General features: G+C 71.0%; 20 protein-coding genes. All 20 read right to left on the bottom strand.

Annotation, left to right across the window (positions count from 1 at the left end; genetic code table 11):
* Positions 1 to 127: 127 nt before the first annotated feature.
* A complete protein-coding gene (locus AB0C01_RS33515) occupies positions 128 to 2,236 on the bottom strand; it encodes a ThuA domain-containing protein (protein ID WP_357573048.1) in 2,109 nt (702 codons plus the stop codon).
* 75 nt (positions 2,237 to 2,311) lie between these two features.
* Entirely contained in the window at positions 2,312 to 5,164 is a 2,853-nt protein-coding gene (locus tag AB0C01_RS33510) for a PQQ-dependent sugar dehydrogenase (RefSeq protein ID WP_357244691.1), read from the bottom strand.
* A gap of 216 nt (positions 5,165 to 5,380) precedes the next feature.
* A complete protein-coding gene (locus AB0C01_RS33505) occupies positions 5,381 to 6,448 on the bottom strand; it encodes a polyprenyl synthetase family protein (protein WP_357244689.1) in 1,068 nt (355 codons plus the stop codon).
* On the bottom strand, positions 6,445 to 7,851 hold the full coding sequence (locus AB0C01_RS33500) for a nucleotide pyrophosphatase/phosphodiesterase family protein (protein WP_357244686.1): 1,407 nt from the start codon (positions 7,849 to 7,851) through the stop codon (positions 6,445 to 6,447). The genes AB0C01_RS33505 and AB0C01_RS33500 overlap by 4 nt, the downstream gene beginning before the upstream one ends.
* Entirely contained in the window at positions 7,848 to 9,047 is a 1,200-nt protein-coding gene (eboE, locus tag AB0C01_RS33495) for a metabolite traffic protein EboE (protein WP_357573047.1), read from the bottom strand. Before eboE ends, AB0C01_RS33500 begins: the two co-directional genes overlap by 4 nt.
* On the bottom strand, positions 9,047 to 9,904 hold the full coding sequence (locus AB0C01_RS33490) for a TatD family hydrolase (RefSeq protein WP_357244680.1): 858 nt from the start codon (positions 9,902 to 9,904) through the stop codon (positions 9,047 to 9,049). The genes eboE and AB0C01_RS33490 overlap by 1 nt, the downstream gene beginning before the upstream one ends.
* Before the next feature lies 1 nt (position 9,905).
* The gene (locus AB0C01_RS33485) at positions 9,906 to 10,514 is read right to left on the bottom strand and encodes an EboA domain-containing protein (protein ID WP_357244677.1); all 609 of its coding nucleotides are present in this window, start codon (positions 10,512 to 10,514) and stop codon (positions 9,906 to 9,908) included.
* Positions 10,515 to 10,578: 64 nt separating this feature from the next.
* Complete coding sequence (locus tag AB0C01_RS33480) at positions 10,579 to 11,556, bottom strand: sugar phosphate isomerase/epimerase family protein (RefSeq protein ID WP_357244674.1); 978 nt, start codon at positions 11,554 to 11,556, stop codon at positions 10,579 to 10,581.
* Positions 11,553 to 12,494: an SCO3242 family prenyltransferase gene (locus tag AB0C01_RS33475; protein WP_357573046.1), complete on the bottom strand. Its 942-nt coding sequence runs from the start codon at positions 12,492 to 12,494 to the stop codon at positions 11,553 to 11,555. The genes AB0C01_RS33480 and AB0C01_RS33475 overlap by 4 nt, the downstream gene beginning before the upstream one ends.
* The gene (locus tag AB0C01_RS33470; protein WP_357244668.1) at positions 12,478 to 13,644 is read right to left on the bottom strand and encodes an inositol-3-phosphate synthase; all 1,167 of its coding nucleotides are present in this window, start codon (positions 13,642 to 13,644) and stop codon (positions 12,478 to 12,480) included. Before AB0C01_RS33470 ends, AB0C01_RS33475 begins: the two co-directional genes overlap by 17 nt.
* A 624-nt stretch (positions 13,645 to 14,268) precedes the next feature.
* The gene (locus AB0C01_RS33465; RefSeq protein ID WP_357244665.1) at positions 14,269 to 15,477 is read right to left on the bottom strand and encodes a Gfo/Idh/MocA family oxidoreductase; all 1,209 of its coding nucleotides are present in this window, start codon (positions 15,475 to 15,477) and stop codon (positions 14,269 to 14,271) included.
* A gap of 20 nt (positions 15,478 to 15,497) precedes the next feature.
* Positions 15,498 to 16,550, bottom strand: coding sequence for a substrate-binding domain-containing protein (locus AB0C01_RS33460; RefSeq protein WP_357244662.1), 1,053 nt, complete (start codon positions 16,548 to 16,550; stop codon positions 15,498 to 15,500).
* A 98-nt stretch (positions 16,551 to 16,648) separates the two neighbouring features.
* Complete coding sequence (locus tag AB0C01_RS33455; protein ID WP_357244658.1) at positions 16,649 to 17,776, bottom strand: ABC transporter permease; 1,128 nt, start codon at positions 17,774 to 17,776, stop codon at positions 16,649 to 16,651.
* Complete coding sequence (locus AB0C01_RS33450; protein ID WP_357245185.1) at positions 17,773 to 19,281, bottom strand: sugar ABC transporter ATP-binding protein; 1,509 nt, start codon at positions 19,279 to 19,281, stop codon at positions 17,773 to 17,775. Before AB0C01_RS33450 ends, AB0C01_RS33455 begins: the two co-directional genes overlap by 4 nt.
* A 134-nt stretch (positions 19,282 to 19,415) precedes the next feature.
* The gene (locus tag AB0C01_RS33445; RefSeq protein ID WP_357244655.1) at positions 19,416 to 20,594 is read right to left on the bottom strand and encodes an ROK family protein; all 1,179 of its coding nucleotides are present in this window, start codon (positions 20,592 to 20,594) and stop codon (positions 19,416 to 19,418) included.
* A gap of 271 nt (positions 20,595 to 20,865) precedes the next feature.
* The gene (locus tag AB0C01_RS33440) at positions 20,866 to 21,885 is read right to left on the bottom strand and encodes a YihY/virulence factor BrkB family protein (RefSeq protein ID WP_357573045.1); all 1,020 of its coding nucleotides are present in this window, start codon (positions 21,883 to 21,885) and stop codon (positions 20,866 to 20,868) included.
* Between the two features lie 66 nt (positions 21,886 to 21,951).
* Positions 21,952 to 22,761, bottom strand: coding sequence for an ABC transporter permease (locus tag AB0C01_RS33435; RefSeq protein ID WP_357573044.1), 810 nt, complete (start codon positions 22,759 to 22,761; stop codon positions 21,952 to 21,954).
* Positions 22,762 to 22,770: 9 nt separating this feature from the next.
* Positions 22,771 to 23,568, bottom strand: a complete 798-nt coding sequence (locus tag AB0C01_RS33430) for an ABC transporter permease (protein WP_357573043.1) — start codon at positions 23,566 to 23,568, stop codon at positions 22,771 to 22,773.
* A 387-nt stretch (positions 23,569 to 23,955) separates the two neighbouring features.
* The gene (locus tag AB0C01_RS33425; protein WP_357244642.1) at positions 23,956 to 24,147 is read right to left on the bottom strand and encodes a DUF397 domain-containing protein; all 192 of its coding nucleotides are present in this window, start codon (positions 24,145 to 24,147) and stop codon (positions 23,956 to 23,958) included.
* Positions 24,138 to 24,941, bottom strand: a complete 804-nt coding sequence (locus AB0C01_RS33420) for a helix-turn-helix transcriptional regulator (RefSeq protein WP_357573042.1) — start codon at positions 24,939 to 24,941, stop codon at positions 24,138 to 24,140. Before AB0C01_RS33420 ends, AB0C01_RS33425 begins: the two co-directional genes overlap by 10 nt.
* Positions 24,942 to 25,237: the final 296 nt, after the last annotated feature.

Here is a 25,237-nt window from a genome sequence, read left to right as displayed (position 1 = left end):
CGAACTCCTGCCAGCGGGCGAGCACCTCGCCCCGGAGCAGTCGGCCGTCCTGAAGCCCCTGCTCGACGGTGCGCTCGGCACCCCGGTACGCGGAATGTGGGCGTCGGCCCCCTCCCGTTCTAGCTGGTTAGGGCAGGGTCCACTTCTGGTTCGCCGCGCCTAGGCAGGTCCAGAGGTGTACGGCGGTGCTGTCCGCCGAGTTGTTTCCGGAGACGTCGAGGCACTTGCCCGACGACGGGTTGCGCAGGCTGCTGTCGGAGGACTGGGCCGCCCAGTTCTGCGCGGCGCTGCCGTTGCAGGTCCAGAGCTGGATCTTGGTGCCGTTGGCGGTGGCACCACCGTTGACGTCCAGGCACTTGCCGAGCGCCTTGATGGTCGAGCCGGACACGGTCCAGTTCTGTGCCGTGCCGCCGTTGCAGGTGTAGAGCTGGATCTGGGTGCCGTCGGCGGTACCGCCGCCGCGCACGTCCAGGCACTTGCCCGCCAGGCCCTTGATCGGGCCGACGCCGGGGGTGCCGCCGCCGCCCTTGACCAGGGTGAAGTCGTCCAGGTCGAAGAGCCCCGTGCCGCTACCGGTGAAGGTGAGGTAGAGGTTCTGGGTGCTGGACGGGACGTTGGAGAGCGCGGTGGTGACGTTGGCGTACGTGGACCAGCTGCCGGTGTTGGGCACCGCGACAGTGCCGAGCACCGGGCCGGTGGCCGAGCCGGTACGCACCTGGATGGCGCCACCCGCCCCGCCGGAGACGACCCGGGCCGTGAACGAGGTGACCCCGGTCAGGTTGACCCCGTTGTACGCGGCCCAGTCACCCGGCTCGATGTAGCCGAGGGTCTGCCCACCGTTGGCGCCCTCCTTGGTGAACGCGGAGACGCCGTTGGCCGAGCTGAACGCCTCGGCCTGGATCGTGCCGGTGGGCGTCGGGGTGGTGCCCAGCTCCTTGATCCGGATGTTGCGGAACGCGACGTCGTCACCGGTGCCGTGGTTCTGGATGCCGATGTGGCCGGCGAGTGAGCGGACCGGGTCGGTGTTGGTGAAGTCGTTGATCTTCACCCCGTTGAGCAGGACCTGTAGCCGCTCGCCCTCGACCAGCAGCTCGTAGGTGTTCCACTCCCCCGGCGCGTTCAGCGCCGCGTCACGGGCCGCGGTGTCGGCGGCCTTGTACGTGTAGACCGCGCCGGTGGTGCGGTCGACCGCGTCGGTGGCGTCGATCTGGACCTCGTAGCCGTTGTTGATCGCCGACTGCGGGTCACTCGACGGCGGGAAGCCGATGAAGATGCCGGAGTTGTCGTCCCCGGCCATCTTCCAGTCGAGCTTCAGCGAGTAGTTGGTGAACTGCTTGGCGTTGTACCAGAACAACCCCATGCCGCCCACCGAGGTCAGGGTGGCGTCGGAGTTGGCAAAGTTACCCGGGCCGGCCTGCGACCAGCCGGTCGTCGAGCCGTTGTAGAGCGGGGTGTAACCGGTCTCCGGCCGGCAGTCGGCCTTGCTCCGACCGGAGGCGTACCGGATGCCACCGAGCAGGTGGGTCCGGAACGCCGGCTCCGCGTACGACGCCTGGGTGTGCCCGGCCCCGGTGTAGAAGGACCGGCCGCCGTTGTAGCTCTTGCACCAGCTCAACGGGTGGTCGGCGCCCATGCCGCCGCCGGAGTACGAGGACTCGTCGAGCGTGGCGAGCACGTGGGCGGTCGAGCGGGCGTTGGTCCGGTAGTTGTACCACTCGTCGGTGCGGGTCCAGGTCTGCGGCAGGTGGCCGGTCGCGGCGTGCCCCCGGTCCTCCACCTTGACGTTGGCCTGCTGGATCGCCGGGTGCGAGGCGAACCACGCGCCCACCAGGTTGCCGTAGAACGGCCAGTCGTACTCGGTGTCCGAGGCCGCGTGCACGCCCACGTAACCGCGACCGGAGGCGATGTACGACTCGAAGGCGGTCTGCTGGCTGGCGTTCAGCACGTCGCCGGTGGTGTTGAGGAAGACGACCGCCTCGTACTGGGCGAGGTTGGCGGTGGTGAACGTGTTCGCGTCCTCCGTGGCGGTGACCGTGAAGTTGTTCGCCGCGCCCAGGTCCCGGATGGTCTGGATGCCGACCGGGATCGCGTCGTGCCGGAACCCGGCGGTCTTGGAGAAGACCAGCACGTCGTACGGGGCGTCGGCGGCGCTGGCCGGGCTGGCCGGGGTGGTGCAGGCGATGACGGCGAGTGCGGCCAGGGCCGCACCGAGGACGGGTCGCAGGCGTCTGCGCATATCGCTCTCCTAACTGTGGTTAGGAAGGGCCCCTCGCCCTACCGTAGGCGGTGACGAGGGGCCCCACCACTCAGCTCAGGGCAGGATCCACTTTTGGTTGGCCGCGCCGAGGCAGGTCCACAGGTGGACCGCCGTGCTGTCGGCGGAGCTGTTGCCGGAGACGTCGAGGCACTTGCCCGACGCCGCGTTGCGTAGCGTGCCGTCGGCCTGGGCGGCCCAGTTCTGCGCGCCGGTCCCGTTGCAGGTGTACAGCTGGATCTTGGTGCCGTCGGCGGTGCCGGCGCCGGCGACGTCCAGGCACTTACCCAACGACTTGATCGTGGAGTTCGGCGTGACCGCCCAGGTCTGCGCCGCACTGCCGTTGCAGGTGTAGATCTGGATCTGCGTGCCGTCGGCGGAGGACGCGTTGCGGACGTCCAGGCACTTGCCACCCAGACCCTTGATCGGGCCACTGCCGCTGGTGGCGGTGCCGGTGACGAACGTGAACGCGTCCAGGTCGTAGAGCGCCCCGGTGCCCGACCCGGCGAAGGTCAGGTACAGCGTGGTCGTACCGGTCGGTGGGCTGGTGATCGTGCCGGTCACGGTGGCGAAGGTTTCCCAGCCGCCGGTCACCGGGACCGTGGCCGAGCCGAGCACCGTGCCGGTGGCCGAGCCGGCCCGGACCTGGAGGGTGCCACCGGCACCCGCCGAGGAGACCCGGGCGGTGAACGAGGTCACGTTGCCCAGCCGGTACGGCTGGAACGCGATCCAGTCGCCGTTGTTGATGTCACCGACGGTCTTGCCGCCCTCGGCCGTGGCCTTGCTGAACACGTTGACCCCGGACGAGGTGCCGAAGAACTCGGCCTGCCGGTGCCGCGGCGGCAGCGTGTGCTGGGTGTGCGTGGTCAGGCCCCCGGCGTCGGTGTACTCGGCGTCGAAGATCGCGAAGATGTTCGCCGCGTCGTCGTGCTCACCGTCGACCGGGATGGTGATCGAGCCGGAGCACCCGGTCTTCGAGGTGATCTGGTGCCCGTGCTGGTCGTGCCCGAGCACGTAGGTCATCTTGACCTTCGTGCAGTCGATCGTGCCGTCCTCCGGGTCGGTGACCGTGATGCTGTAGGGCACCGTGTCACCGAAGCTGAACAGCTGACCGTTGCCGGGGTTGTTGATGGTGACCGTCGGCGCGGTGTTGCCGACACTGATCCGTACGCTGCTGCTGCCGGTGGCGCCCTGCGGGTCCCGCACGGTCAGCGTGGCGGTGTAGGTGCCGTTCGTGGAGTACGTCTTCGTCGGGTTGGCGGCGGTCGAGCTGGTCCCGTCACCGAAGGCCCACGAGTACGTCAGCGTGCCGCCCTCGGGGTCGGACGAGCCCGCCGAGGAGAACGTCACCGCGAGCGGTGCCGCACCGGAGGTCCGGTTGGCGTTGGCGACCGCGGTCGGTGCCCGGTTGCCGCTGCCGACGTAGTCGAAGCGGTAGAGCGCCGAGTTGGCGTCGCCGTTGAAGTAGCCGGTGCCGTAGTCGAGCACGTAGTACGCGCCGTCCGGGCCGAACGCCGAGTCCATCACCTGCTTGCCGACCCAGGGGAAGGTGTCGATGGCACCCCGGGAGCCGTCGGAGTTGACGTGGATCGGCTTGATCCAGCCCCGGCCGAACTCGGTGGCGAAGAACTGCCCGTCGAACGACTGCGGGAACTTGGTGGTGGAGGTCGACGAGGCGTTGTACCGGTAGACCGGGCCACCCATCGGCGACTCGGAGCCGCCGCCGAACTCGGTCGGGGTGCCGGCGTCGCCCGCGTACCGGATCCAGGCGGGCTGGGCCGGCGGCAGGGTGGTCAGGCCGGTGTTGCGGAACGAGTTGTTCGTCGGCCCGCTGGCGCAGTTGTACTTCGCCCCGCTGGCGTTGCTGGCGAAGTCCCACTCGTTGTACGTCTCGGTGGAGGTGTTGGTGCCGGTGCAGTACGGCCAGCCGTAGTTGCCCGGCGCGGCGACCCGGTTGAACTCCACCTGGCCGGACGGCCCGCGGGTGGAGCTGGTGGTGCCGGCGTCCGGCCCGTAGTCACCGACGTAGACGACTCCGGTGGCCTTGTCCACGCTGATCCGGAACGGGTTGCGGAACCCCATCGCGTAGATCTCCGGCCGGGTCCTGGCCGTGCCGGGCGCGAACAGGTTGCCCGAGGGGATGGAGTACGAGCCGTTGGCGTTCACCTTGATCCGCAGGATCTTGCCGCGCAGGTCGTTGGTGTTGCCGGCGCTGCGCTGCGCGTCGTACCCCGGGTTGCGGTTGGTCCGCTCGTCCAGCGGCGAGTAGCCGGCGGACTCGAACGGGTTGGTGTCGTCACCCGTGGACAGGAAGAGGTTGCCGGCGGCGTCGAAGTCGATGTCGCCACCGACGTGGCAGCACAGCCCACGGTCGGCCGGCACGTCGAGCACGTCGACCTTGCTCGACTGGTTGATCGTGAAGTCGGCGTTGAGGGTGAACCGGGAGAGGCGGTTCACTCCCTGCCAGGCGGAGAAGTCGGTGCCGGTGGCCGGCGCGTCGCCGCCGGGGGTGGAGAGGGGCGGCGCGTAGTAGAGGAAGATCTGCCGGTTGCTGGCGAAGTTGGGGTCGACCCCGACGCCCTGCAACCCCTCCTCGTCGTGGTTGTAGACCGGCAGGGTGCCGACCACTGAGGTGGTGCCGCTCGCGTCGGTGCGGCGCAGGGTGCCGTTGCGGGCGGTGTGCAGGACCGAGCGGTCCGGCAGCACGGCCAGCGACATCGGCTCACCCATGTCGGTGACGCCGCGGGCGAGTTCGACCTGCTGGAAGTCGGTGGCGACGATTGTGTGCGCCTGTGCGGGGGCCGAGCCGGCGGCGAATGCGACAGTGCCGGCGGCGACCGCCAGCAGCAGCGCCGATCCGGCGGAGGACCATCGTCGAGATCGATGGTGTGGAGCGTCCTTGATGGACATGTGTGCTGCCCCTTCCTGACGAGTGACTGCCAGGCGGGCGCGCGCCGTCGCGCCGGATGCCGTAGCGGTGAGGGTGGTCGATGGGTTACCGCGCCGCCGGTTCACCTCGACGAAACATTGTCGTGTTGGTCACGACACTAAGTTGCGAGTGTCGATGTGTCCATACCTTCCGGTGGTTCTACGCCAACTTTCGTCGATCCGTTCGAAAGTCGGCGATCACGCGTGGCGGTCGATCGCCTGTCCGGCCAGCGCAATCAGCGCCGCGCGCGCCTCGTCCACCACCAGGGCGCTCTCCAGGGCACCGAGCGCGGCCTCGGTCCGGACCCGGATCATCTGCTCGATCCGGGTCCGGGCACCGGTCTCCTCGATGATCCCGCGCAGTTCCGCGGCACCCTCGGCGTCCAACGCCGGGTTGCCGAACAGCTCCCGCAGCCGGACGGTCTGCGAGCGGTCGGCCGCACTGCGGGCCAACGCCATCATCACCGTCGGCTTGCCCTCACGCAGGTCGTCCAGGATCGACTTGCCGGTGATCGCCGGGTCCCCGAAGACGCCCAGCACGTCGTCGCGGAGTTGGAAGGCGTCACCCAACGGGTCACCGAACTCGCCCAGCGCGGCGATCAACTCCGGCCCCGCGCCGGCCAGGGCCGCCCCGATCTGCAACGGCCGGGTCACCGTGTAGCGGGCCGCCTTCATCCGGATCACGGTGAGCGCGCTGGCCACCGAGCCGTCACCCACACCCGAGACCAGGTCCAGGTACTCCCCCGCGATCACCTCGGTGCGCATCAGCGCGAACACGCCGTACCCGCGGTGCACCTGTTCGGTGCTCAGCCCGCACTCGTGGAACATCTGATCCGACCAGGCCGCACAGAGGTCCCCGCAGAGCAGGGCGGTGTTGCGCCCGTACGCCTCGGGGTCACCGCGCCACGCCGAGCGGGCGTGCAGGTCGGCGAAGAGCCGGTGCACCGACGGCTCGCCCCGGCGGCGGTCGCTGCCGTCCAGGATGTCGTCGTGGATCAGCGCGAACGCGTGGAACAGCTCCAGCGCGGCGGCGGCCACCACGATCGGGGTGCCGTCGGGTGCCCCCGCCCCGCGCCAGCCCCAGTAGCAGAACAGCGGGCGGATCCGCTTCCCGCCGGCCAGCACGAACCGTTGCAGGGCGGTGAACACCCCGCGGGGCGCGCCGTCGGGCCAGTCCGGACCCTGCCGTTCGAGGAACCCGGCCAGCTCGGCGTCGAAGCGTGCCCGCAGCCCGCTGGCGTCGGCGGGCGCGACGGTAACCGTCACGACCCCTCCCCCGGCCCGCCGTCACGCAGCCCGGCCAGCTCCAGCAGCAGCTCCTTGACCTCGGTCGCGGCGATCTTGTCCCGGGCCGCCGCCGGGTCGGAGCAGAGCAGCACCGGGGCGTCCGCCGGGTCGTCCGGCAACCGGCCGTGTGAGCCCTTCACCGCCCGCGCACCGGCGTCCAGGCCGACCGCGCTCATCAGGTACCGCATGCCGAGCTTCTTGCGGGCCAGGGCCACCCCGGCGCGGGCCTTCGCGGCACCGGGGTTGGCCGGGTCGAAGAACAACTCGGCCGGGTCGTAACCCGGCTTGCGGTGGATCTCCACCAGCCGGGCGAAGTCCGGTGCCCGGTCGTCGTCCAGCCAGTAGTAGTAGGTGAACCAGGCGTCCGGCTCGGCCACCAGCACCAGCTCACCGGCGCGCGGATGGTCCAGCCCGTGTGCGGCCTTGCCGTCGGCGTCGAGCACCTCGGCCACGCCGGGCAGGCCGGCGCAGAGCTTCGCCACCGCCGGCACGTCGGCCGGGTCCTTGACGTAGACGTGCGCGATCTGGTGGTCGGCGACCGCGAACGCCTTCGACGTCCACGGGTCGAGGTACTCCATGCCGGCCTGCGTGTGCACCCGCAGCAGCCCCTCGGAGCGCAGCAACCGGTTGACGTCCACCGGCCGGGACACGTCGGTGATGCCGTACTCGGACAGCACCACCACTGTGGCGTCCCGGGCGCGGGCGGCGTCCAGCAGGGGACCGAGCACCGCGTCCAGCTCGGCCGCGGCGGCGGCGGCCTGCGCCGACGACGGGCCGAACCGTTGCAGGTCGTAGTCGAGGTGCGGGACGTAGACCAGGGTCAGGTCGGGTGACACGTCGGCGAGGATCTGCTCGGCCGCCTGGCAGATCCACCGCGACGACGGCAGCCCGGCGGTCGGCCCCCAGTAGGTGAACAGCGGAAACGTGCCCAGCCGCCCGGTGAGCGCGTCGTGCAGCTCCGGCGGGTCGGTGTAGCAGTCCGGCTCCTTGCGTCCGTCGGCGTAGTAGACCGGTCGGGGCGTCACCGTCCAGTTGACGTCCGCGCCCATGGCGTACCACCAGCAGACGTTGGCCACGGTGTAGCCGGGCTCGGCCTTGCGGGCCGCCTGCCAGAGCTTCTCCCCGCCGACCAGCGCGTTGTGTTGCCGCCACAGCAGCACCTCGCCCAGCTCCCGGAAATACCACCCGTTGCCGACGATCCCGTGCCCGCTGGGCGGCTCGCCGGTGAGGAAGGTGGACTGCACCGAGCAGGTCACCGCGGGCAGCACGGTGCCCAGCTCGGCCCGGAAGCCGCCGTCGGCGACCCCGCGCAGCCGGGGCATGTGCGCCAGTAACCGTGGGGTCAACCCCACCACGTCGAGGACCACCAGTCGCCGGCTCATCGCGTCACCCCCATGCTCACGGTTCGCTCTGCGGTCAGGCCGAGGCCGACCAACTCGTCTCGGGCGAAGGCCAGCTCCGCGGCGATGCCGGCGGCCAGCTCCGCGTCGGTGCCGGGCCGTCGTGCGGCCGGCAGCACCCCCCAGGTGTACGTCTCGACGTCGAGGTGGTCACAGCCGGCGGTCGGCGCGTCGAAGAGCGCTCTCAGGGCCGTGCGGAGCACCGGAAGGGTCGAGCCGAGCGGCTCCTCGGGTGGGGCGTGCAGGGGCACGTGGTAGTGCACCCGCCACGGGCCGGGCAACTCCCGGTCCAGTGCCTCGTCCAGGTCGTCGGCCGCGTACGCCGGGTCGGCCGGGTCGGCTCCGCCCGCGCAGCCGGCGCCCCGGGTCTGGTGCAGGAACCGCGGCTCCACCCAGCGGCGCAACGCGTCGGCCCCGCCGGCCGGGTCGGCCGCCTCGACGGCGGCGGAGACCTGCACCTTCACCACCGGCAGCCCCGCCGCCCGCAGACGCTCCAGCGCCTCGGCCGGCTCCTCCCACGCACAGGCCAGGTGGGCCAGGTCGACGCAGACGCCCAACCGCTCGGTGTCCATCCCGGACAGCAACTCGGCGGCCTGGGCCGTGCTCTCCACCACGCAGCCCGGCTCCGGCTCGAAGGCGATTCGCACCTCGCGGCCGGTGTCGCGCTGCACGGCGGCCAGGCCGGCCGCCAACTGGTCCAGCCGACCGCGGGCCGCGTCGGCCCGAGCGGTGTCCCAGGGTTGACGCCAGGCCAGTGGCAGCGTGGAGATCGAGCCCCGGGCCGCGTCGTCGGGCAACAGGTCGGCGAGCACCCGGGCCAGGTTCAGGGTGTACGTCAGGCGCTGCTCGGTGGTCCAGTCCGGGTGGTAGACGTCCTGCTTGACCACCGGGGCCTGGAAGGCCGCGTACGGGAAGCCGTTGAGGGTGACCACCTCCAGCCCGCGCGCGTCCAGCTCGGTGCGCAGCCGGCGGCGCAGCGTCGGGTCGGCGGCCAACTCGGCGGCGACCGGGGCGGCCAGCCACAGGCCGAGCCCGAGCAGGTCACTGCCGAGCGCCTCGCGCACCGGCACGGCGTAGGTGTCCAGTTGACCGAGGATGCCGGCGAGGTCCTCGGCGGGGTGCACGTTCGTGCAGTAACTGAGGTGGACGGTGTCGCCGCCAGCGTGTCGCAGCCGCATCAGCTGCCGCCGCGCAGGATCGAGTTGCCCGTCTGCGGGTCCACCTTCTCGGCGACGTCCAGGTCGCTGAGGTCGAGCCGGCCGGACTGCCCGTAGAACTCCACCGGGTTGCGCCACAGCACCGCGTCGACCTCGTCGTCGCTGAACCCGGCCAGCAGCATCGCCTCACCGGTGGCCCGGGTCAGCAGCGGGTCGGAGCGTCCCCAGTCGGCCGCCGAGTTGACCAGCATCCGGTCCGTGCCGTACTCGCGCAGCAGCTCGACCATCCGCTGCGGCGTCATCTTGGTGTCCGGGTAGATGGAGAAACCCAACCAGCAGCCGCTGTCCCGGACCAGCTTGACGGTCACCTCGTTGAGGTGGTCGACCACCACCCGACCGGGCTCGATGCCGGATTCGGCGACCACGGCGAGGGTCCGTTCGCATCCGCGCGCCTTGTCCCGGTGCGGGGTGTGCACGAGCGCCGGCAGGTCGTACGCCACCGCGAGGGCGAGCTGCGCGGCGAACGCCTCGTCCTCCTCCGGCGTCATCGAGTCGTACCCGATCTCACCGACCGCCACCACCGCGTCCTTATCCAGGTAACGGGGCAGCAGGTCGAGGACGGGACGGCAGCGCGGGTCGTTGGCCTCCTTGGGGTTCAGGGCCACGGTGGCGAAGTGCCGCACCCCGAACTGCCCGGCCCGGAACGGCTCCCAGCCGATCAGCGAGTCGAAGTAGTCGGTGAACGAGGCGGCGCTGGTGCGTGGCTGACCCAGCCAGAACGACGGCTCCACCACGGCGCGTACACCGGCGGCGGCCATCCGTTCGTAGTCGTCGGTGGTGCGCGAGGTCATGTGGATGTGCGGGTCGAAGATACGCATGTCACGCCTCTCGGGGCAGTGCGGCGGTGAGCCGGTCGAGCAGTTCGGTGGCGTCGGCGGGCAGGTCCCGGCCGGCGGCGTGCCGCTCGGCGGCGAGCGCCGCCAGCATCGCGGCCAACTCCCCGTCGGCTCGGGTCTCCAGGTCGGCGACCACCGCCAACGGCACACCGCTGAACACGCACTTGAGCACGGCCTGGCGCCAGGCGGCCGGGTCGAGGTGCCGGGCGTACGGGCCGAGGGCCGCACCCACCAGCCGGGTGTCGTTGGTGCGGATCGCGTCGTGCAGCAGCGGCACCCCGGCGGCGCCGATCGGCAGCAGCGGCAGGGCCCGCAGCACGGCTCGCCGTTCGGCCGCGTCACCGTGCTGGTAGAGGCTTTCGGCGTACGCCGCGTGGTCGCCGGGCAGGCTGGTGAGCAGCAGCACGCGGGCCGCGTCGTCGGCGGTCCAGCCGGGGGCGTCGGGCAGCGCGGCCCGACCGCAGCGTCGTCCGGCGGCGGGGAAGAGCCGGGTGATCGCGGTGGGCTCGGTCGTGACCCGGCGCAGCGCCGTGTCCAGCCAATCAGGATCCGGTACGCCTCGCAGCGCGGCCCGTAGTGAATCCGGTGTCATCCCGTCTCCTCCCTCGTGCTGCTGTGCAGCTCCGCAGGTGCCCGACCGCGTCCTTTGCTCTGCTTCACTCCACGCGACGGTCGGTGTCCGGATCTGTCGCGTCCGTTGGTGCAGAGCTGAGGGCCTTGGCAGGCACCTCCTGTCGCCGGCGGTCACCGCCTGTCGAGGTGGCCGCCGCGGCGCGCAGGAAATCGATGGACCGGGCGGCCACGTCCGGTGCGGCGTGCGAGTCGCGGGGCAACTCGACGGCGACCAGGCCGCGGTAGCCGGCCTCGGCCAGGGCCGCCAGCACCGGCGGAAAGTCGATCTCGCCGGTGCCGAACTCCAGGTGCTCGTGCACGCCCCGGCGCATGTCGTCGATCTGCACGTTGACCAGGTGGTCGGCCACCTCCGCGACGCACTGCGGCACGGGCCACGGCTCCAGGCAGCGGCAGTGGCCGATGTCGAGGGTGATGCCGAACCGGGCCGGGTCGCCGAGGGCCGCGCGCAGCCGACGCCAGTCGGCGATGTCCTGCACCAACATCCCCGGCTCGGGCTCGAAGCCGAGGGTGACGCCGGCGGTGTCGGCCGCGTCGACCACCGTGGCGCAGCCGGCGACCAACCGGTCCCAGGCGCACTGCGGCGACACCGTGTCGGGTCGGACGCCGGCCCAGAACGAGACCGCCTCCGCGCCCAGGTCGGCGCCGATCCGGACGGCCCGGCGCAGGAATTCGATCCGCCGGGTCGGGTCGTCGTGCAGCAACGTCGGGGCGTGTTTGTGCCACGGGTCGAGCAGGTACCGGGCTCCGGTCTCGATCACCACCGCCAGACCCAGTTCCTCCAACCGCCGACCGAGGACGGCGACCCGGCGTGCGAGCCCGGGCGCGAACGGGTCCAGGTGGTCGTGGTCGAGGGTGAGTGCCACCCCGTCGTACCCGAGCTCGGCGAGGACGGCGAGCGCGTCGTCGAGTCGGTGGTTGGCGAAGCCGTTCGTGCCGTACCCGAGGCGCAGCGTCGTGGCGTCGGCCGTCGGCGGTGCGGGTCGGGGGTGGGGAACGGTCATGTCGGGGAGACTTTCCGGGCCAGGCGTCGACCCAGCGGCGCGGCCGCCGCGACCGCCAACCCGAGCAGGCCGGCGCCGCCGCGGGCGGTGAGCGCTCCCTGGAGGGCGGGAAGTCCGGTGATCCCCGCGCCGACCGCGGCGCGAACCCGCCCGGCCGACGGGTCCCGGATCACCTCGGCCTGGGCCGCGCCGTAGCGGGCGGCATACCACCCGGCCAGCACGACGGGCAGCACGGCCGCGACCCCGGCCGATCGGGTGCGACTCACGCGCGCGCCGACCTCGTCGGTGGCCCCATCCTGGTCGGTGGCACCGCTGTGAACGGCCGCGCGCCGGGCGCGCGGGATGGCGGCGCTGGCGGCGACGAGCGCGGTGCCCGCGAGGGTGCGCATCGGCAGGGCCGCGTCGGCGCCACTGACCTCCCGGCGGGACAGCGCGGTGACCGTCCAGGTGTGCGCGGCGACGGTGACCGCCGCCGGCAACGCCCTGGTCATCCGGCCGCCGGACGCGCCGAGCAGCACATCCAGCCCCCGGCAGGCGGCCATCACGGCCGGCCCGGCGGCGGTGTTCTTGGCCAGCAGGTCGTACCCCCAGATGGTGGCGGCCAGCGGCACGGCGAGCGCGGCGGCGCGGCGACCGCCCACGGCGGCGGCCAGGCCCACGCCGGCGGCCGTGAGGCCCGCCGCGAGACCGACCGCGGCGGCCGGGGTGACCCGCCCGCTGGGGATCGGCCGCTCGGGCCGCTCCACGGCGTCCAGGCCCCGGTCGGCCCAGTCGTTGGCGGCCATGCCGGCCCAGTAGAGCAGCACCGAAGCGCCGGCCAGGGCGGGGGTACGCGAACCCAACGCGCCGGCTGCCGCCGCTCCGGCGACCACGTCACCGGGTACGGAGAGCGCCGCCGGCGCCCGGACCAGCTCGGCGAGGTCAGCCAGCGTGGTCATCGGCACCGTCCGCGCCGGCGTGCAGCAGCCGCGTGAAGTCGGTCAGCCGGGCCCACTGCTCGCCCAGTGAGTGGCTGGGCGTGCCGAGCGGGTCCTTGAAGAAGAAGCCCAGCTCGGTCAGCGGACCCACGTGCCCGGCGGCGTGCGCGGCGGCGGTGAGCCGGGCCAGGTCGAGCACCAGCGGCGCGGCCAACGCGGAGTCGCAGCCGTGCCAGGTGAACTCCATCCGCATGCCGGTGCCGAGGAAGCCGGCGAAGGTGATCAGATCCCAGGCGGTCTTGAAGTCGCCGAGCTCTTCGACGTACTCGATGCGGGTGCCGCCCTGCGGGACGTAGCCCAGCGTCTCGCCGAGCACCCGCTGCTTGCTCTGCACCTTCGCGGCGTTCGCGGCCGGGTCGGCGAGGGTGGCGCCGTCGCCACCGCCGAGCAGGTTGAACCCGGACCAGGAGCGCACGTCCAGGTTGCGCATCGCGAACATCGGCGCGAGCACCGACTTGACCAGGGTCTCCCCGGTCTTGCCGTCGTGCCCGGCGTACGGCAGGCGCGCCTCGTCGGCCAGCGCGGCGAGCGCGGGCAGCCGCAGTCCGGTGGACGGGGTGAAGTCGACGTACGAGCAGCCGGCCAGCAGTGCCGCGTACGCGTAGAGGGAGCTGGGTGGCAGCACCTCGTCCGGACCGGTGAGCGCGGCGCGCAGCGCGTCGGGGTCGGCGTGCCCGGGATGCGGTGGCGGGGTGGCTTCGGTGGCGGAGACGTTGACGACCACCACCCGGTCCAGCCCGTGCCGCTCGCGGAAGCTGGTGAGGTCGCGGACCACGGCTTCGGCCCGGTCGGCCTGGGTGTCGCCGACCGGCGCGGGGCGCAGCTCCTGCTCGACCACGCCCAGCTCGTCGCGGAGCGCGGCGACCAACCGCCAGGGGATGACGCCGCTGTCGGCCAGCGCCTCGGCGCGCTTGCCCAACGGGGTGGTGGCCAGGTCGTGTCCGCCGAAGACCAGATCGGCGAAGGCCGGCAGGGCCGGGCCGCGCAGCTCGGGAAGCTCGGTGACGCAGCCGGTGGGTCCGGCCAGACCTGCTCGCAGCGCGAGCCCTCCGACGATGCTGGTGGTCGCGACTGAACCACGCGCTCCTATCAGCCAGACACCTGTTCGCATGGTGCTCCTTCCCCGTTCTCGAGGAATCGTCGGTACCGCTAAATATAGGGATATCAGAATATTGTTCGGAAAGATATGGGCCGTGGCTGGATGGGCCCCGCCCGCCCGCCCCGCACCGGAACGACACCGGTTTCCGACGTCGGCGTCGGCGGCGACGACGCCGGACCGGCTCCCGGTACGGGTGCGGGCAGACGGGGCTGGTAGGCAGGGTCGGGTCGGCGTCTCGACCCTGCCTCCCCCGCATCCGACCGACCGGGGCGTTGGCAAGCCCCGACCGGGCGTCTCAGGCCGCCGTGCCCACCTGGTGACCGACCGCGGCACGACCCGCCGGAGACCGGCGAGCGGATGCGGTACGGGTGGGGGCAGCAGCGGGCGGTGCGATCAGGTTCTGGATTTCCACAAATGGTGGCGGTCCTCCGGTGCGGCCGGGGAATCCCGGTCCGGCCGCACCGGACGACCGTCCTGCTCGTGCGCCACCGGGCCGTACGGTCCGGCTGCACGCTCTCCGTTGCCAACCTCGTCCCGGCCGCGGGGCGCAATCCGCGGTCGGTCCCTCGCCGGTCGGCGTCGGAAAGCCGGTTGGGCGACGGCGGTGCGAACACCGCCATCGCGGATGGTCAACTGTCAGGCGGCGGCTGTGACCAGCGCCGTTTCCACCTCGGTCCAGGAGGAGCCGAGCTCCGCCGAGCGGGTCACCGCGTCCAGCACCAACTGGACCTGCAACGCGTCGGCGAAGGAGGGAGTCGGGTCGACGCCGGTGGCGACCGCCTCGATGAAGTCGCGCATCTCGTGGGTGAACGAGTGCTCGTAGCCGATGATGTGGCCCGGAGGCCACCACGCCGACATGTACGGGTGGTCGCCCTCGGTCACCAGGATGCGGGTGAAACCCTGTTCCACGCTGGGCCGGGTGGCGTCGTAGAACTCCAGCTCGTTGAGCCGCTCCAGATCGAAGATCACACTGCCCAGCGAGCCGTTGATCTCGACGCGCAGCGCGTTCTTGCGACCGGTGGCGAACCGGCTCGCCTCGTACGTGGCCAGGGCGCCACCGTCGAGCCGGGCCACGAAGACCGCGGCGTCGTCGACGGTGACCAGTCCGGTGGGCGCCGAACCGCCGTCCACACTGGCCGCCAGCCCGCTCGACTCGGCCGGCAACGGCCGCTCCTTGACGAAGGTCTCGGTGACCGCGCTGACCCCACTGATCCGCTGACCGGTGACGAACTGGGTCAGATCGATGATGTGCGCACCGATGTCACCGAGCGCGCCGGAGCCCGCCCTGTCCTTCTGCAACCGCCAGACCAGCGGGAACTGCGGGTCCACGATCCAGTCCTGCAGGTACGTCGCACGGACGTGTCGAATCACCCCGAGTCGTCCGTCGGCGACCATCTGACGCATCATCGTGACCGCGGGGACCCGGCGGTAGTTGAACCCGCACATCGATCGCACTCCGGAGGCCCGGGCCGCGTCCGCCGCAGCGGTCATCGCCCGTGCCTCCGCCACCGTGTTGGCCAACGGCTTCTCGCACAGGACGTGCTTGCCGGCGGCCAGTGCGGCGAGGGCGATCTCGGCGTGACTGTCACCCGGTGTGCAGATGTCGACGACGTCGATGTCGTCCCGGCTGATCAGGTCTCGCCAGTCCGTGGTGGACGCGTCCCAGCCGAGACGATCGGCGGCTTCCGCCACCTTCGTTGTGTCTCGACCGCAGATCAGCGCCATCCGGGCCCGCGCCGGCAGGTCGAAGACGCGGTTCACGGTGCGCCACGCCTGTGAGTGCGCGGCGCCCATGAACGCGTAGCCGACCATGCCGACCCGCAGTTCTTTGTCTGTCGTGGACAAGGTGGGTCTCCCCCCGTATGTCAGAACCCGAGCTTGTCGTAGCTGCTCGCGTTCTCCTTGGTGATCGTCTCCGAGGCCAGCGTCACTTCCTTGGGCACCTGCAGCTCCGTCAGGTCGCCCAGGCCCCGACCCTGCGCGATGAGCCGCGCGAGCGAGATCGCCGAGGAGGCCATCGACGGGTTGTAGGTGACCGTGGCCTTCAGCACGCTGTTGTCGGCCTTGATGGCGTCGATCGCGAGCTTGGAGCCCGCGCCGCCGACCATGAAGAACTCCGACCGGTTGGCCTGCTTGATGGCCGCGAGCACACCGATGCCCTGGTCGTCGTCGTGGTTCCAGATCGCGTCGATCTTCGGCAGCGCCTGGAGCAGCTGGGCCGCCTCGCGCTGACCGCTGTCCGAGGTGAACTCGGCCGAGCGGCGGTTCTTCACGGTGAAGCCGTAGGTCGCCAGGGCGGCCTTGAAGCCGTTGCTGCGCTCGACGGTCAGCGGGATCTCCAGGCCGGCGATCTCACCGATGACCGGGTTGGTGACGCCCTTGTCCTTGAGAATCTTGCCGATGTAGTGCCCGGCCGACACGCCCATGCCGTAGTTGTCGCCCTTGATCACCAGCCGGGAGGCCAGCGCGTCGGGGAACGCCCGGTCGAGGTTGACGATCGGGATGCCCGCCTGCATCGCCTGGAGGGCAACGGCGTTGACCTCCTTGCCGTCGTGCGGCAGCACGACGATGATGTCCGGCTTCTGGGCGATCAGCGTGCCGAGCGTGGAGCGCTGGGCCTCCGAGTTCGAGCCGCCGTCGACCTCCTTGAACTCCACGTCGGAGTACGCGGCGGCCTGCGCCTTGGCGTTGGCGTGGATCGCGCCCATCCAACCGTGGTCGGCGGCCGGGGCGGAGAAGCCGATGACGACCCTCTTGCCCGGGGCGTTGTTGCCTTCGGCGTTGCCGGCGGCCTTGGTCTGGGTGCTGGCCGCCGGGGTCTCGTTGCTGGTGCAGGCGGTCAACAGGGTGGCGGCGCCAACTGCGGCTCCACCGAAGAGCAACCGGCGGCGCGACACGTCGCGACTGTGCTGGGTCATGAACGACCTCCTGGGAGCGGGATTTGAGTGAGTAAGGGTGTGCGGGGTCCGGCCGGTGTCGAATTTCTCGACCTGGCCAGGGACATCGGTGCGGTGCGTCAGGTTGCGGTGGTGACCCTGTTCCGCGCGAAGAGCCGGGTGACGGACTTGAACTGGAACTGCTGGATCAGGACGGCGGCGACGATGATGCCGCCCTTGACCATGTTCTGCGCCTCGATGGAGAGGCCGTTGATGGCGAAGAGGTTGGTGATCGTGGCGAAGATGATGACGCCGAGCAGCGAGCCGACGATCGTGCCCCGGCCACCGCTGAGCAACGTCCCGCCGATGATCGCCGCGGCGATCGCGTCCAGCTCGTACAGGTTGGCCATCGCCGCCTGCGCCGAGGTGGCCTGCGAGGTGAGCATGATCGCCGCGATGCCGCAGCAGAGACCGGAGAGCGCGTAGAGCAGCATGGTGTGCCGCCGGACGTTGATGCCGGCCAGCCGGGCCGCTTCCGGGTTGCCGCCGACGGCGATGGTCCGCCGGCCGAAGGTCGTGCGGTTGAGCAGGACCCAGCCGGCCAGCACCACCGCGCCCAGGATGTAGACGAGGATCGGGATACCGATGATCTTGCGGGCCGCGATGTCGTTGATGACGGTGCTGGTCGACACCTGGGTCTGCTTGTTGGAGATCGACGCCGCGAGACCGCGGGCCGCCACCAGCATCGCGAGCGTCGCGATGAAGGGGACCAACTTTCCGTACGAGATGAGCACACCGTTGACCAGGCCGACGCAGATGCCGACCACGAGGGCGGTGAAGATCATGCCGCCGGCGCCGTAGCTCTGGGTGGCCACCGTGGTGCACCAGACCCCGGCCAGCGCGACGATCGCACCGACCGACAGGTCGATGCCACCGCCGATGATCACGAAGGTCATCCCGACCGTGACCACGCCGACGACCGAGGCGAGTTGCAGGATCGCCAGCACGTTGTTCCAGACCCAGGTCGGGTCGCCGTACAGGTCCGGCTTGGTGATCGCGCCGACCAGGATCAGCGCGGCCAGCACCCCGATCAGACCGAGGTTGCGCTTCGCGCCGTCACCGCCGTCGCCGCGCCACCAGGAAAGGCGGCCCGCCGACCCTGCCTTCTTGCTGGCCACCGCCGTCTCCGCCGGGTCCACCGGCGGCGACTGGGCCGGAAGCTGCGGGCGCTCCGGTGTCGCGGTGGGAGTGGGAGTCGCGTCGCTCATGCCGGTGCGCCTTCCATCAAGGACCCCGCCATCACGAGGTCGAGCACAGTGTTCTCGTCGAGTTCGCCGGCCGCTGCTTCACGCACGACCCGCCCTTCCCGCATCACCAGCACCCGGTCGGCCAGACCCAGCACCTCGGGCACCTCGCTGGAGACCAGCAGCACCCCGACGCCCTGCGCGGCCAAACCCCGGATGACCTGGTAGAGCTCAGCCCGGGCGCCCACGTCCACGCCCCGGGTGGGCTCGTCGAGCAGCAACAGCTTGGTGCCGCCGAGCAGCCACCGCCCGACCACCACCTTCTGCTGGTTGCCGCCGGACAGCGTGCGTACCGGCCGGTCGACGTCCCGGGGCCGCAGCTCCAGGCTCTCCGCGATCCGGTCCGCCTCGGCGCGCTCCTTGGCGGCGTTGGTGAAGCCGAGCCGCGCGTACCGGCCGAAGGTGGCCAGCGTGACGTTGCGGTAGATCGGTTCGCCGAGCAGCAGCGCCTGACTCTTGCGTTCCTCCGGGGCCATCCCCATGCCCGCCCGCACGGCGGCGCCGACGCCGGGACGCAGCGCCTTGCCGTTCATCCGGACCGAGCCGGCCTCCGCGAGACGGGCGCCGTAGATGGTCTCCAGCAGCTCGGAGCGGCCGGAGCCGACCAGCCCCGCAATGCCGACGATCTCCCCGGCCCGCACGTTCAACGAGACGTCGGCGAACTCACCGGTGCGGGTCAACCCCTCCACCTGGAGCAGGTCGGCGCCGGCGGGGTCCTCGGCCGGCCGGTCCGGGAAGACGTACTCGATGGTGCGGCCGGTCATCCGGCTGACCAGATCGCGGGTCGGGGTTTCGCGCGCCGGCAGGTTCGCCGCCGTGGTCCGACCGTCCTTGAGTACGGTGACCCGGTCACCGATCTCGCGGATCTCCTCCATGCGGTGGGAGATGTAGATGACGGCGATGCCCTGCGCGGTCAGCTCGCGGATGATCCGGAACAGGTTGCCGACCTCGTCGTGGGCCAGCACCGCGCTCGGCTCGTCCATGATGATCAGTCGGGCCTCGTGCGAGAGCGCTCGGGCCATGCTGACGATCTGCTTGCCGGCGGCCGGCAGCGACCGGACCATCCGGCCGGGCGGGATCTCACCGTGGCCGAGCCTGCTGAGGATCTGCCGGGTGTGCCGGGCCATCCGGCCGCGTCGGACGAACCCGAAGCTGCGGTACTCGTGCCCGAGGAAGGCATTCTCCGCCACCGACAGGTCCTCGACGAGGTCGAGCTCCTGGTAGATGGTGGCGATTCCGGCCTTCATCGCGGCCTGCGGGTTGGTGAACGTGGCCGGCTCGCCGCGCCACTCCACCTGCCCGGAATCCGGTTGGTGCACGCCGGAGAGCACCTTGATCAGGGTCGACTTGCCGGCGCCGTTCTGCCCGAGCAGGCAGTGCACCTCGCCGGCACGCACCTCAAGCTGCACACCGTCGAGTGCGCGTACGCCGGGGAACGTCTTGACGACATCGGTGAGGCGCAGGACCACCTCGCCCGCGACGGTGTCGGCGGGAGCCTCGACCAGCGGTGCCTCGGCGACGGCCTCGGCCGACGCGGTGGCGGGGTCATCCTCGGGCAGAGCCACAGTCTCCTCCTCGCTCACGACAGGATTTCGGTCAGGGTTCATGCGGCTTCCCCGAAGGCGACGTCGCCGGCGAGCACCGCCGCGCCGGTGACACCGGCACGTCCACCCAGCTCGGACAGCACGACCGGCAGGTTGCCGGTGGCCAGCGGCAGCGACCGGCGGTAGACCACACTGCGGATCTCGGCGAGCAGGATGTGCCCCAGTTGGGCCAGCCCGCCGCCGATCACGATCATCGAAGGGTTGGTGAAGCTGACCAGGCCGGCGAGCACCCCACCGACCCGTCGTCCGCCGTCCCGGATGAGCTGGATGCAGGTCACGTCGCCCTCGACGGCGCCCTCGGCGACGTCCAGCGCGGTCACGATCCCCCGCAGGGCCAGCCGCTCGGCCAGCGCCGGCGACGTCCCACTGCGGGCGGCGGTCGCGGCGTCCTTGGCCAGCGCGGCGCCGCTGAACAGCGCCTCCAGGCAGCCGACGTTGCCGCAGGAGCACATCGGGCCGTGCGAGTCGACCTGGATGTGGCCGATGTCGCCGGCGCAGCCGTCGGTGCCCCGGTAGACCTCGCCGGCGAGGTAGATGCCGCACCCGATGCCGGTGCCGATCTTGATGAACAGGAAGTCGTCCACCGAGTGGGCGACCCCGCCGTGCCGCTCACCGATCGCCATGATGTTGACGTCGTTGTCGACCACCGCCGGGCAACCGTGCTCCCGGCTGAGCAGCTCGCGCACCGGATACCGGTCCCAGCCGGGCATGATCGGCGGCGAGACCGGAACGCCGTCGCGGAAGCTGACCGGACCGGGTACGCCGATGCCCACCGCGTCCAACCGCTCGTACGCGCCGTCGACCCGGGCCTTGTGCAGCAGCTCGTTGACCCGTTGCAGGGTCACCTTCGGTCCGTTGCGGATGTCGGCCGGCTCGGTGTAGTGGGCGACCGGTTCGAGGCGGCCGTTGACCACCTCGATGTCCATCGAGCTGGCACCGAGGTCGACCGCGGCGAAGCGCAGCTTCGGGTTCAACTCGACCAGGGTGGAGCGTCGTCCACCCCGGGAGGCGGCGAGCCCCGCCTCGGCGACGTAACCCAGTGCGACCAGACGATCCAGCTCGGCCAGCATGCGCGGGCGAGGCATCTGGAGTCGGTCGCCCAACTCGGCGCGGGAGACGGCCCCCTCGTCGCGGAGCAACCGCAACAGCCGTACGTGCAGGGGGTCGACGGTGCGCACCGGGGGTCACCTCTTCATTGGCATCGTTCACATCGACGCAATGTCGAAGTGTTGTGTCCGACACAGTAGGAGCGCTCTGCACCGCGTGTCCAGAGCTTCAACCGTTCCGAGATGAACTTTTGTCCGAAAGAACAAAAGCTACTAGTCGATCAAGAAAAGGATCACGGGCCGCCTGCGTCCGCTCGCCCGCAGTTGCATCGACACACACGAAAATGCCCCGCCGACCAATGGCTGGTGGCGGGGCGGTTTCGGGTTTGCGGTGCGGGAACCGTCAGCGGCGGCCGGCGGCGTTGCGCTTCTTGCGGAGCTTGCGGTCGTCGCGCAGCTCGACGTACGGCTCGTCGTCGACTCCATGGCCGGCCGCGATGGCACGGCCCCGCTCCAACTCGGCGTCGAACTCGGCACCCAGCAGGATCGCGATGTTGCTCAGCCACAGCCAGACCAAGAAGATGATCACACCGGCCAGCGCCCCGTACGTCTTGTCGTACGAGCCGAAGTTGCTCACGTAGAGGGCGAACAGACCGGAGATCACCAGCCAGATCACCACGGCCAGCACCCCACCCGGGCTGACCCAGCGGAAACCGCCGTGCCGGGCGTTCGGTGAGGCCCAGTAGAGGATCGCGAACATCAGGCTGACCAGGATCAACAGCACCGGCCACTTGGCGACGTCCCACACCGTGACCGCGGTCGCGCCGAGGCCGACGACGTCCCCCACCGCCTCGGCGAGACGGCCGGTGAAGACCACGATCACCGCGCTGACCAGCAACAGCGCCCCGACCACCGCGGTCACGCCGAGACGGATCGGCAGCGTCTTCCAGATCGGCCGGCCCTCCGGCACGTCGTAGATGCTGTTCGAGGCGCGCATGAACGCGCCGATGTAGCCGGACGCGGACCAGAACGCGGCCACCACACCGATGATCGCCGCGACGCTGGCCAAACCGCCGTTCTTGTCCGCCGTGGTGATCGCGTCGGTGACGATCTGCCGGATGCTGTCGTTCGGCACCGCCTGGTCGACGGTGTCCTTGACCCCCTCGGTGGCACCCGTGCCCAGCAGGCCGAGGATCGAGATCAGCACCAGCAGGCCGGGGAAGATGGACAGCACCCCGTAGTAGGTGAGCGCCGCCGCCCAGTCGGTCAGGCTGTCGTCCTGGAATTCGCTGACCGTGCGCCGCAGCGCCGCCTTCCAGCCGCTGCCAGGCAGATCGGTGGGGCTGTCCGGCCCCGCGCCGGGCCCGACCGGCGCACTGGCGTCGGCAGGCGTCCGGCGGGCGGCAGACTCGTCCGAGGCCATCGCCCCTCCTCATCGTCGGTGGTGGTGTCACCTCCGACATGCCCCGTGGACCGGCGCCGATAACCCCTACTGGTAGAGCAACCTGCCCATCCGGCGCGACGCCACCAGCAGGCCGGCCGCCAGCACCGCCAGCAGGTAGAGCACGTCGAGCAGCCAGAGCCAACCCCCGGTGCCCAGCGCGAGGCCACGGATGAGGTGCACCGACCGGTACAGCGGGGTGATCTCGACCAGCCAGTGCAGCAGGGTCGGGTACGCCTGCGCCGGCACGAACGTGCCGGAGAAGAGGAACAGGGTGAACTGCGCGGAGGCCACCAGGTCGAAATCCTGCCAGCTGCGCATGAACGTGGAGACCGCCATGCCGAGCGCCCCGAACGCGAACCCGACAAGCACCGCGGCCGGCAGGGCGGTCAACGCACGGGTGACGCTGGTCAGATCCAAGGCGATCATCACACCGAGGAACGCGGCCGAGTAGGCGCTGCCCCGCAGCATCGCCCAGCCCAGCTCACCGAGGGCGATCTCGAACGGCCGTACCGGGGTGGCGATCATCCCGTCGTACAGCTTCATGTACTTCATCTTGCCGAAGAAGTTGAAGGTGGTCTCGGAGAGCGCCCCGGTCATCGCCGAGGAGGCCAGCATCGCCGGAGCCACGAACTCGGCGTACGGCACCAGCCGCCCGTCGGGCAGCGGCAGGTCGCCGATCAGCGTCCCGACGCCCACGCCGATGGAGAGCAGATAGAGCAGCGGTTCCAGGAAGCCGGAGAGCAGGAGCAGCCAGTAGACCGACTTCAGCGCCGCGACGTTGCGCCCCACCACCGACGCGGACCGCCGGGAGGCGGAGGAGACGTCCACCAGCCGGGGCAGGAGCAGCGTGACCACGGGATCTCCCTAGACGACGAGCTTGCGGCGGAAGGCGCGCAGCGCCAACAGCCAGCCGACACCGGCCCACGCGGCCAGGTAGAGCAGGTGCCCGGCGATCGACCACTGGGGGACGACCCCGAGCGTGGCCGCGCGGCAGAGGTCGACGGCGTGCCACAGCGGCGTCGCGTACGCCAGCCACCGCAGCGCGTCGGGCAGCGACTCCACCGGGAAGAACACCCCGGCGAAGAGCGTCATCGGGATGACCGCGAACCGGAACAGCATCGCGAGCCAGTTGTCGGTGGACACCCAGGCGGTGTACGCGAAGACCGGCGCGGCAACGGCCAGCCCCAGCAATGCCACCACCGGCAGGGTGGCCACCGCCCACGGCGAGCGCAACGCCCCGAACAGCCCGGTGACCAGCAGGAACGCCGCGATGGTGGTGAGCACCCGGAACAGCACGAAGGCCAGGTGCCCCAACACGATGTCGCCGACCCGCAGGGGCGAGGCGCTCTGCGCGAAGTAGGTCTTGACCCACTGGAAGTTGCTGAACACCGGCCAGGTCGAGTCACCGACCGTCACCTGCAGCGCGGTCGAGGCGATCAGCCCGGGGACCAGCCAGTCGAGATAGCGCACCCCGTCGACGCCCTGGTCGACGTAGGCGCCGACGCCCATCCCGAAGCCGACAACTGTCAGCACCGGCAGCAGGAACGAGGAGAACACCCCGGCCCGCCAGGTGCGACGAAGACCGACCAGGTAGTGCTCGAACACCGCCCACGCCGGCACCCACGGCAACCGCGCCCGCCCCGCCACACGCACCACGACCACCCCCGTCCCCGACCTTCCTACCCCCGGGGTACGACAGGCCGCCGGCCACCCTACGACGGGCACGTCGCCGTGTCGCCCGGGTTTCGGCCGGCTCGTCGCTGATGATCCACTCGGGTTCACGGAAACCGCGGCGTCCGCGGCCGGCTCGCGCTGGTGAGCGGCACGGGTTCACGCAAACCGGGGCGTCCCGGCCCGCTCGCGGCTATGATCCACTCGGGTTTCACGGAAACCGGGGGGTCCACAGCGCTGCGACACCCAGGTTTGCAGGAAACCGAGTGGATCTAGCGGTCCGAAGCGCCGGAAACGGGCGACCGGCGACCGGCGACCGGCGACCCGCCGCGACCGCCGCGATCGGCGCGACTGCCGCGACCGCCGCGATCGGCGCAGCTACCCGCGAAGGGCACCGAGCCCGACGAACGCACGCCACGCGTCCGGCGCGAAGACCAGCACCGGGCCGGTCGGGTCCTTGGAGTCACGGACGGCCACCACCCCGGGCAGGTTGTCGGCCACCTCCACGCAGTTACCGCCATCTGGGCCGCTACGGATGCTCTTGCGCCACCGGGCACCGGTCAAATCCATGTCTCTGCTACTTCCGCCAGGAGATCGAGGGACTGCCTGTGCGATAGTGCCTCACCCCGGATCGACTCCCACACCTCGACCATCTGACGGACGTACTCTGCCCGGTCGATGACCTGCCCATGGCGCTGGCCGGCGAGGTAGACGAGGTCCTCCCCCTGCCGCGACGTAGCAATCACAAAGGGTCCACCGAGCCCAACGTAAGCACCGGCAGCGGACGGCACGACCTGGATTCGGACCCTGGGGAGCGCGGAGCCAAGTTTCACCAGGTGCTGAATCTGCTCGCGCATCACTTCCGACCCGCCGACGGAGCGGCGGAGCACGTGCTCGTCGATCACGGCAGTGAGCAGCGGAGGCCGGTCGCGGGTGAGCAGTCCCTGACGGTCCAGCCGGGTTGCCACCTGCTGCTCGATCTCGTCCGGCGCGAACAGCCCGCCGCCGGTCAGTAGCGCGCGGGCGTACCCCTCGGTCTGCAACAGACCTGGCACACACAGCGGCTCGAACCACCGCAGCGCGGTGGTCTCCTGCTCGACGCCGGCCCAGTCGCGGAACCACGGCACCACGGCCTCGCGGCTGATCCGCCGTTGGATGCGTTCGAACCGGCCGTCGGCCGCGAACACGGCGTCGCACCGTCGCGCGAAGTCCAGGCTCGGCCGCCGCTCGGACGTCTCCACCTTGGCGACCAGGGCTCCCGAATAGCTCAGGGCCTCGGCAAGCGTCGCCTGGGACAGGCCATTTGTGGCCCGGGCCAGGCGCAGCTCCTCGGCGAAGTGCTCCAGCATGGACGAACTCTCCACGGACAGCCTCCGTACATCCTCGTACCGTGCCGGGCCGATCACCGCACGCGCTGGTCGTCGGCGCGCGCAATCTCCCACGGTAGTCGGATCCTCAGCAGACTGTCACGCAGCGGAACCGCTCACGGGCAAGGAACGGCGGGCGGAACCAGGCCGGGAGCGTCCCCTGACCACGGTCCGGGGCGCTCCCCTCCCACCCGACGGAGGTTCCCTGTGCGACTCAGGTGCGGGCGACGTGCCAGCCCGAATGGCAGCCACTGGTTGCGGGATCGGGACAGCCACTGATGCCCCGCTACCGC

It is taken from the genome of Micromonospora sp. NPDC048905, assembly GCF_040649655.1.
Classification (GTDB): domain Bacteria; phylum Actinomycetota; class Actinomycetes; order Mycobacteriales; family Micromonosporaceae; genus Micromonospora.
Note: the sequence above shows the minus strand (reverse complement) of the source record. Positions and strands in the feature narration are given on the sequence as shown.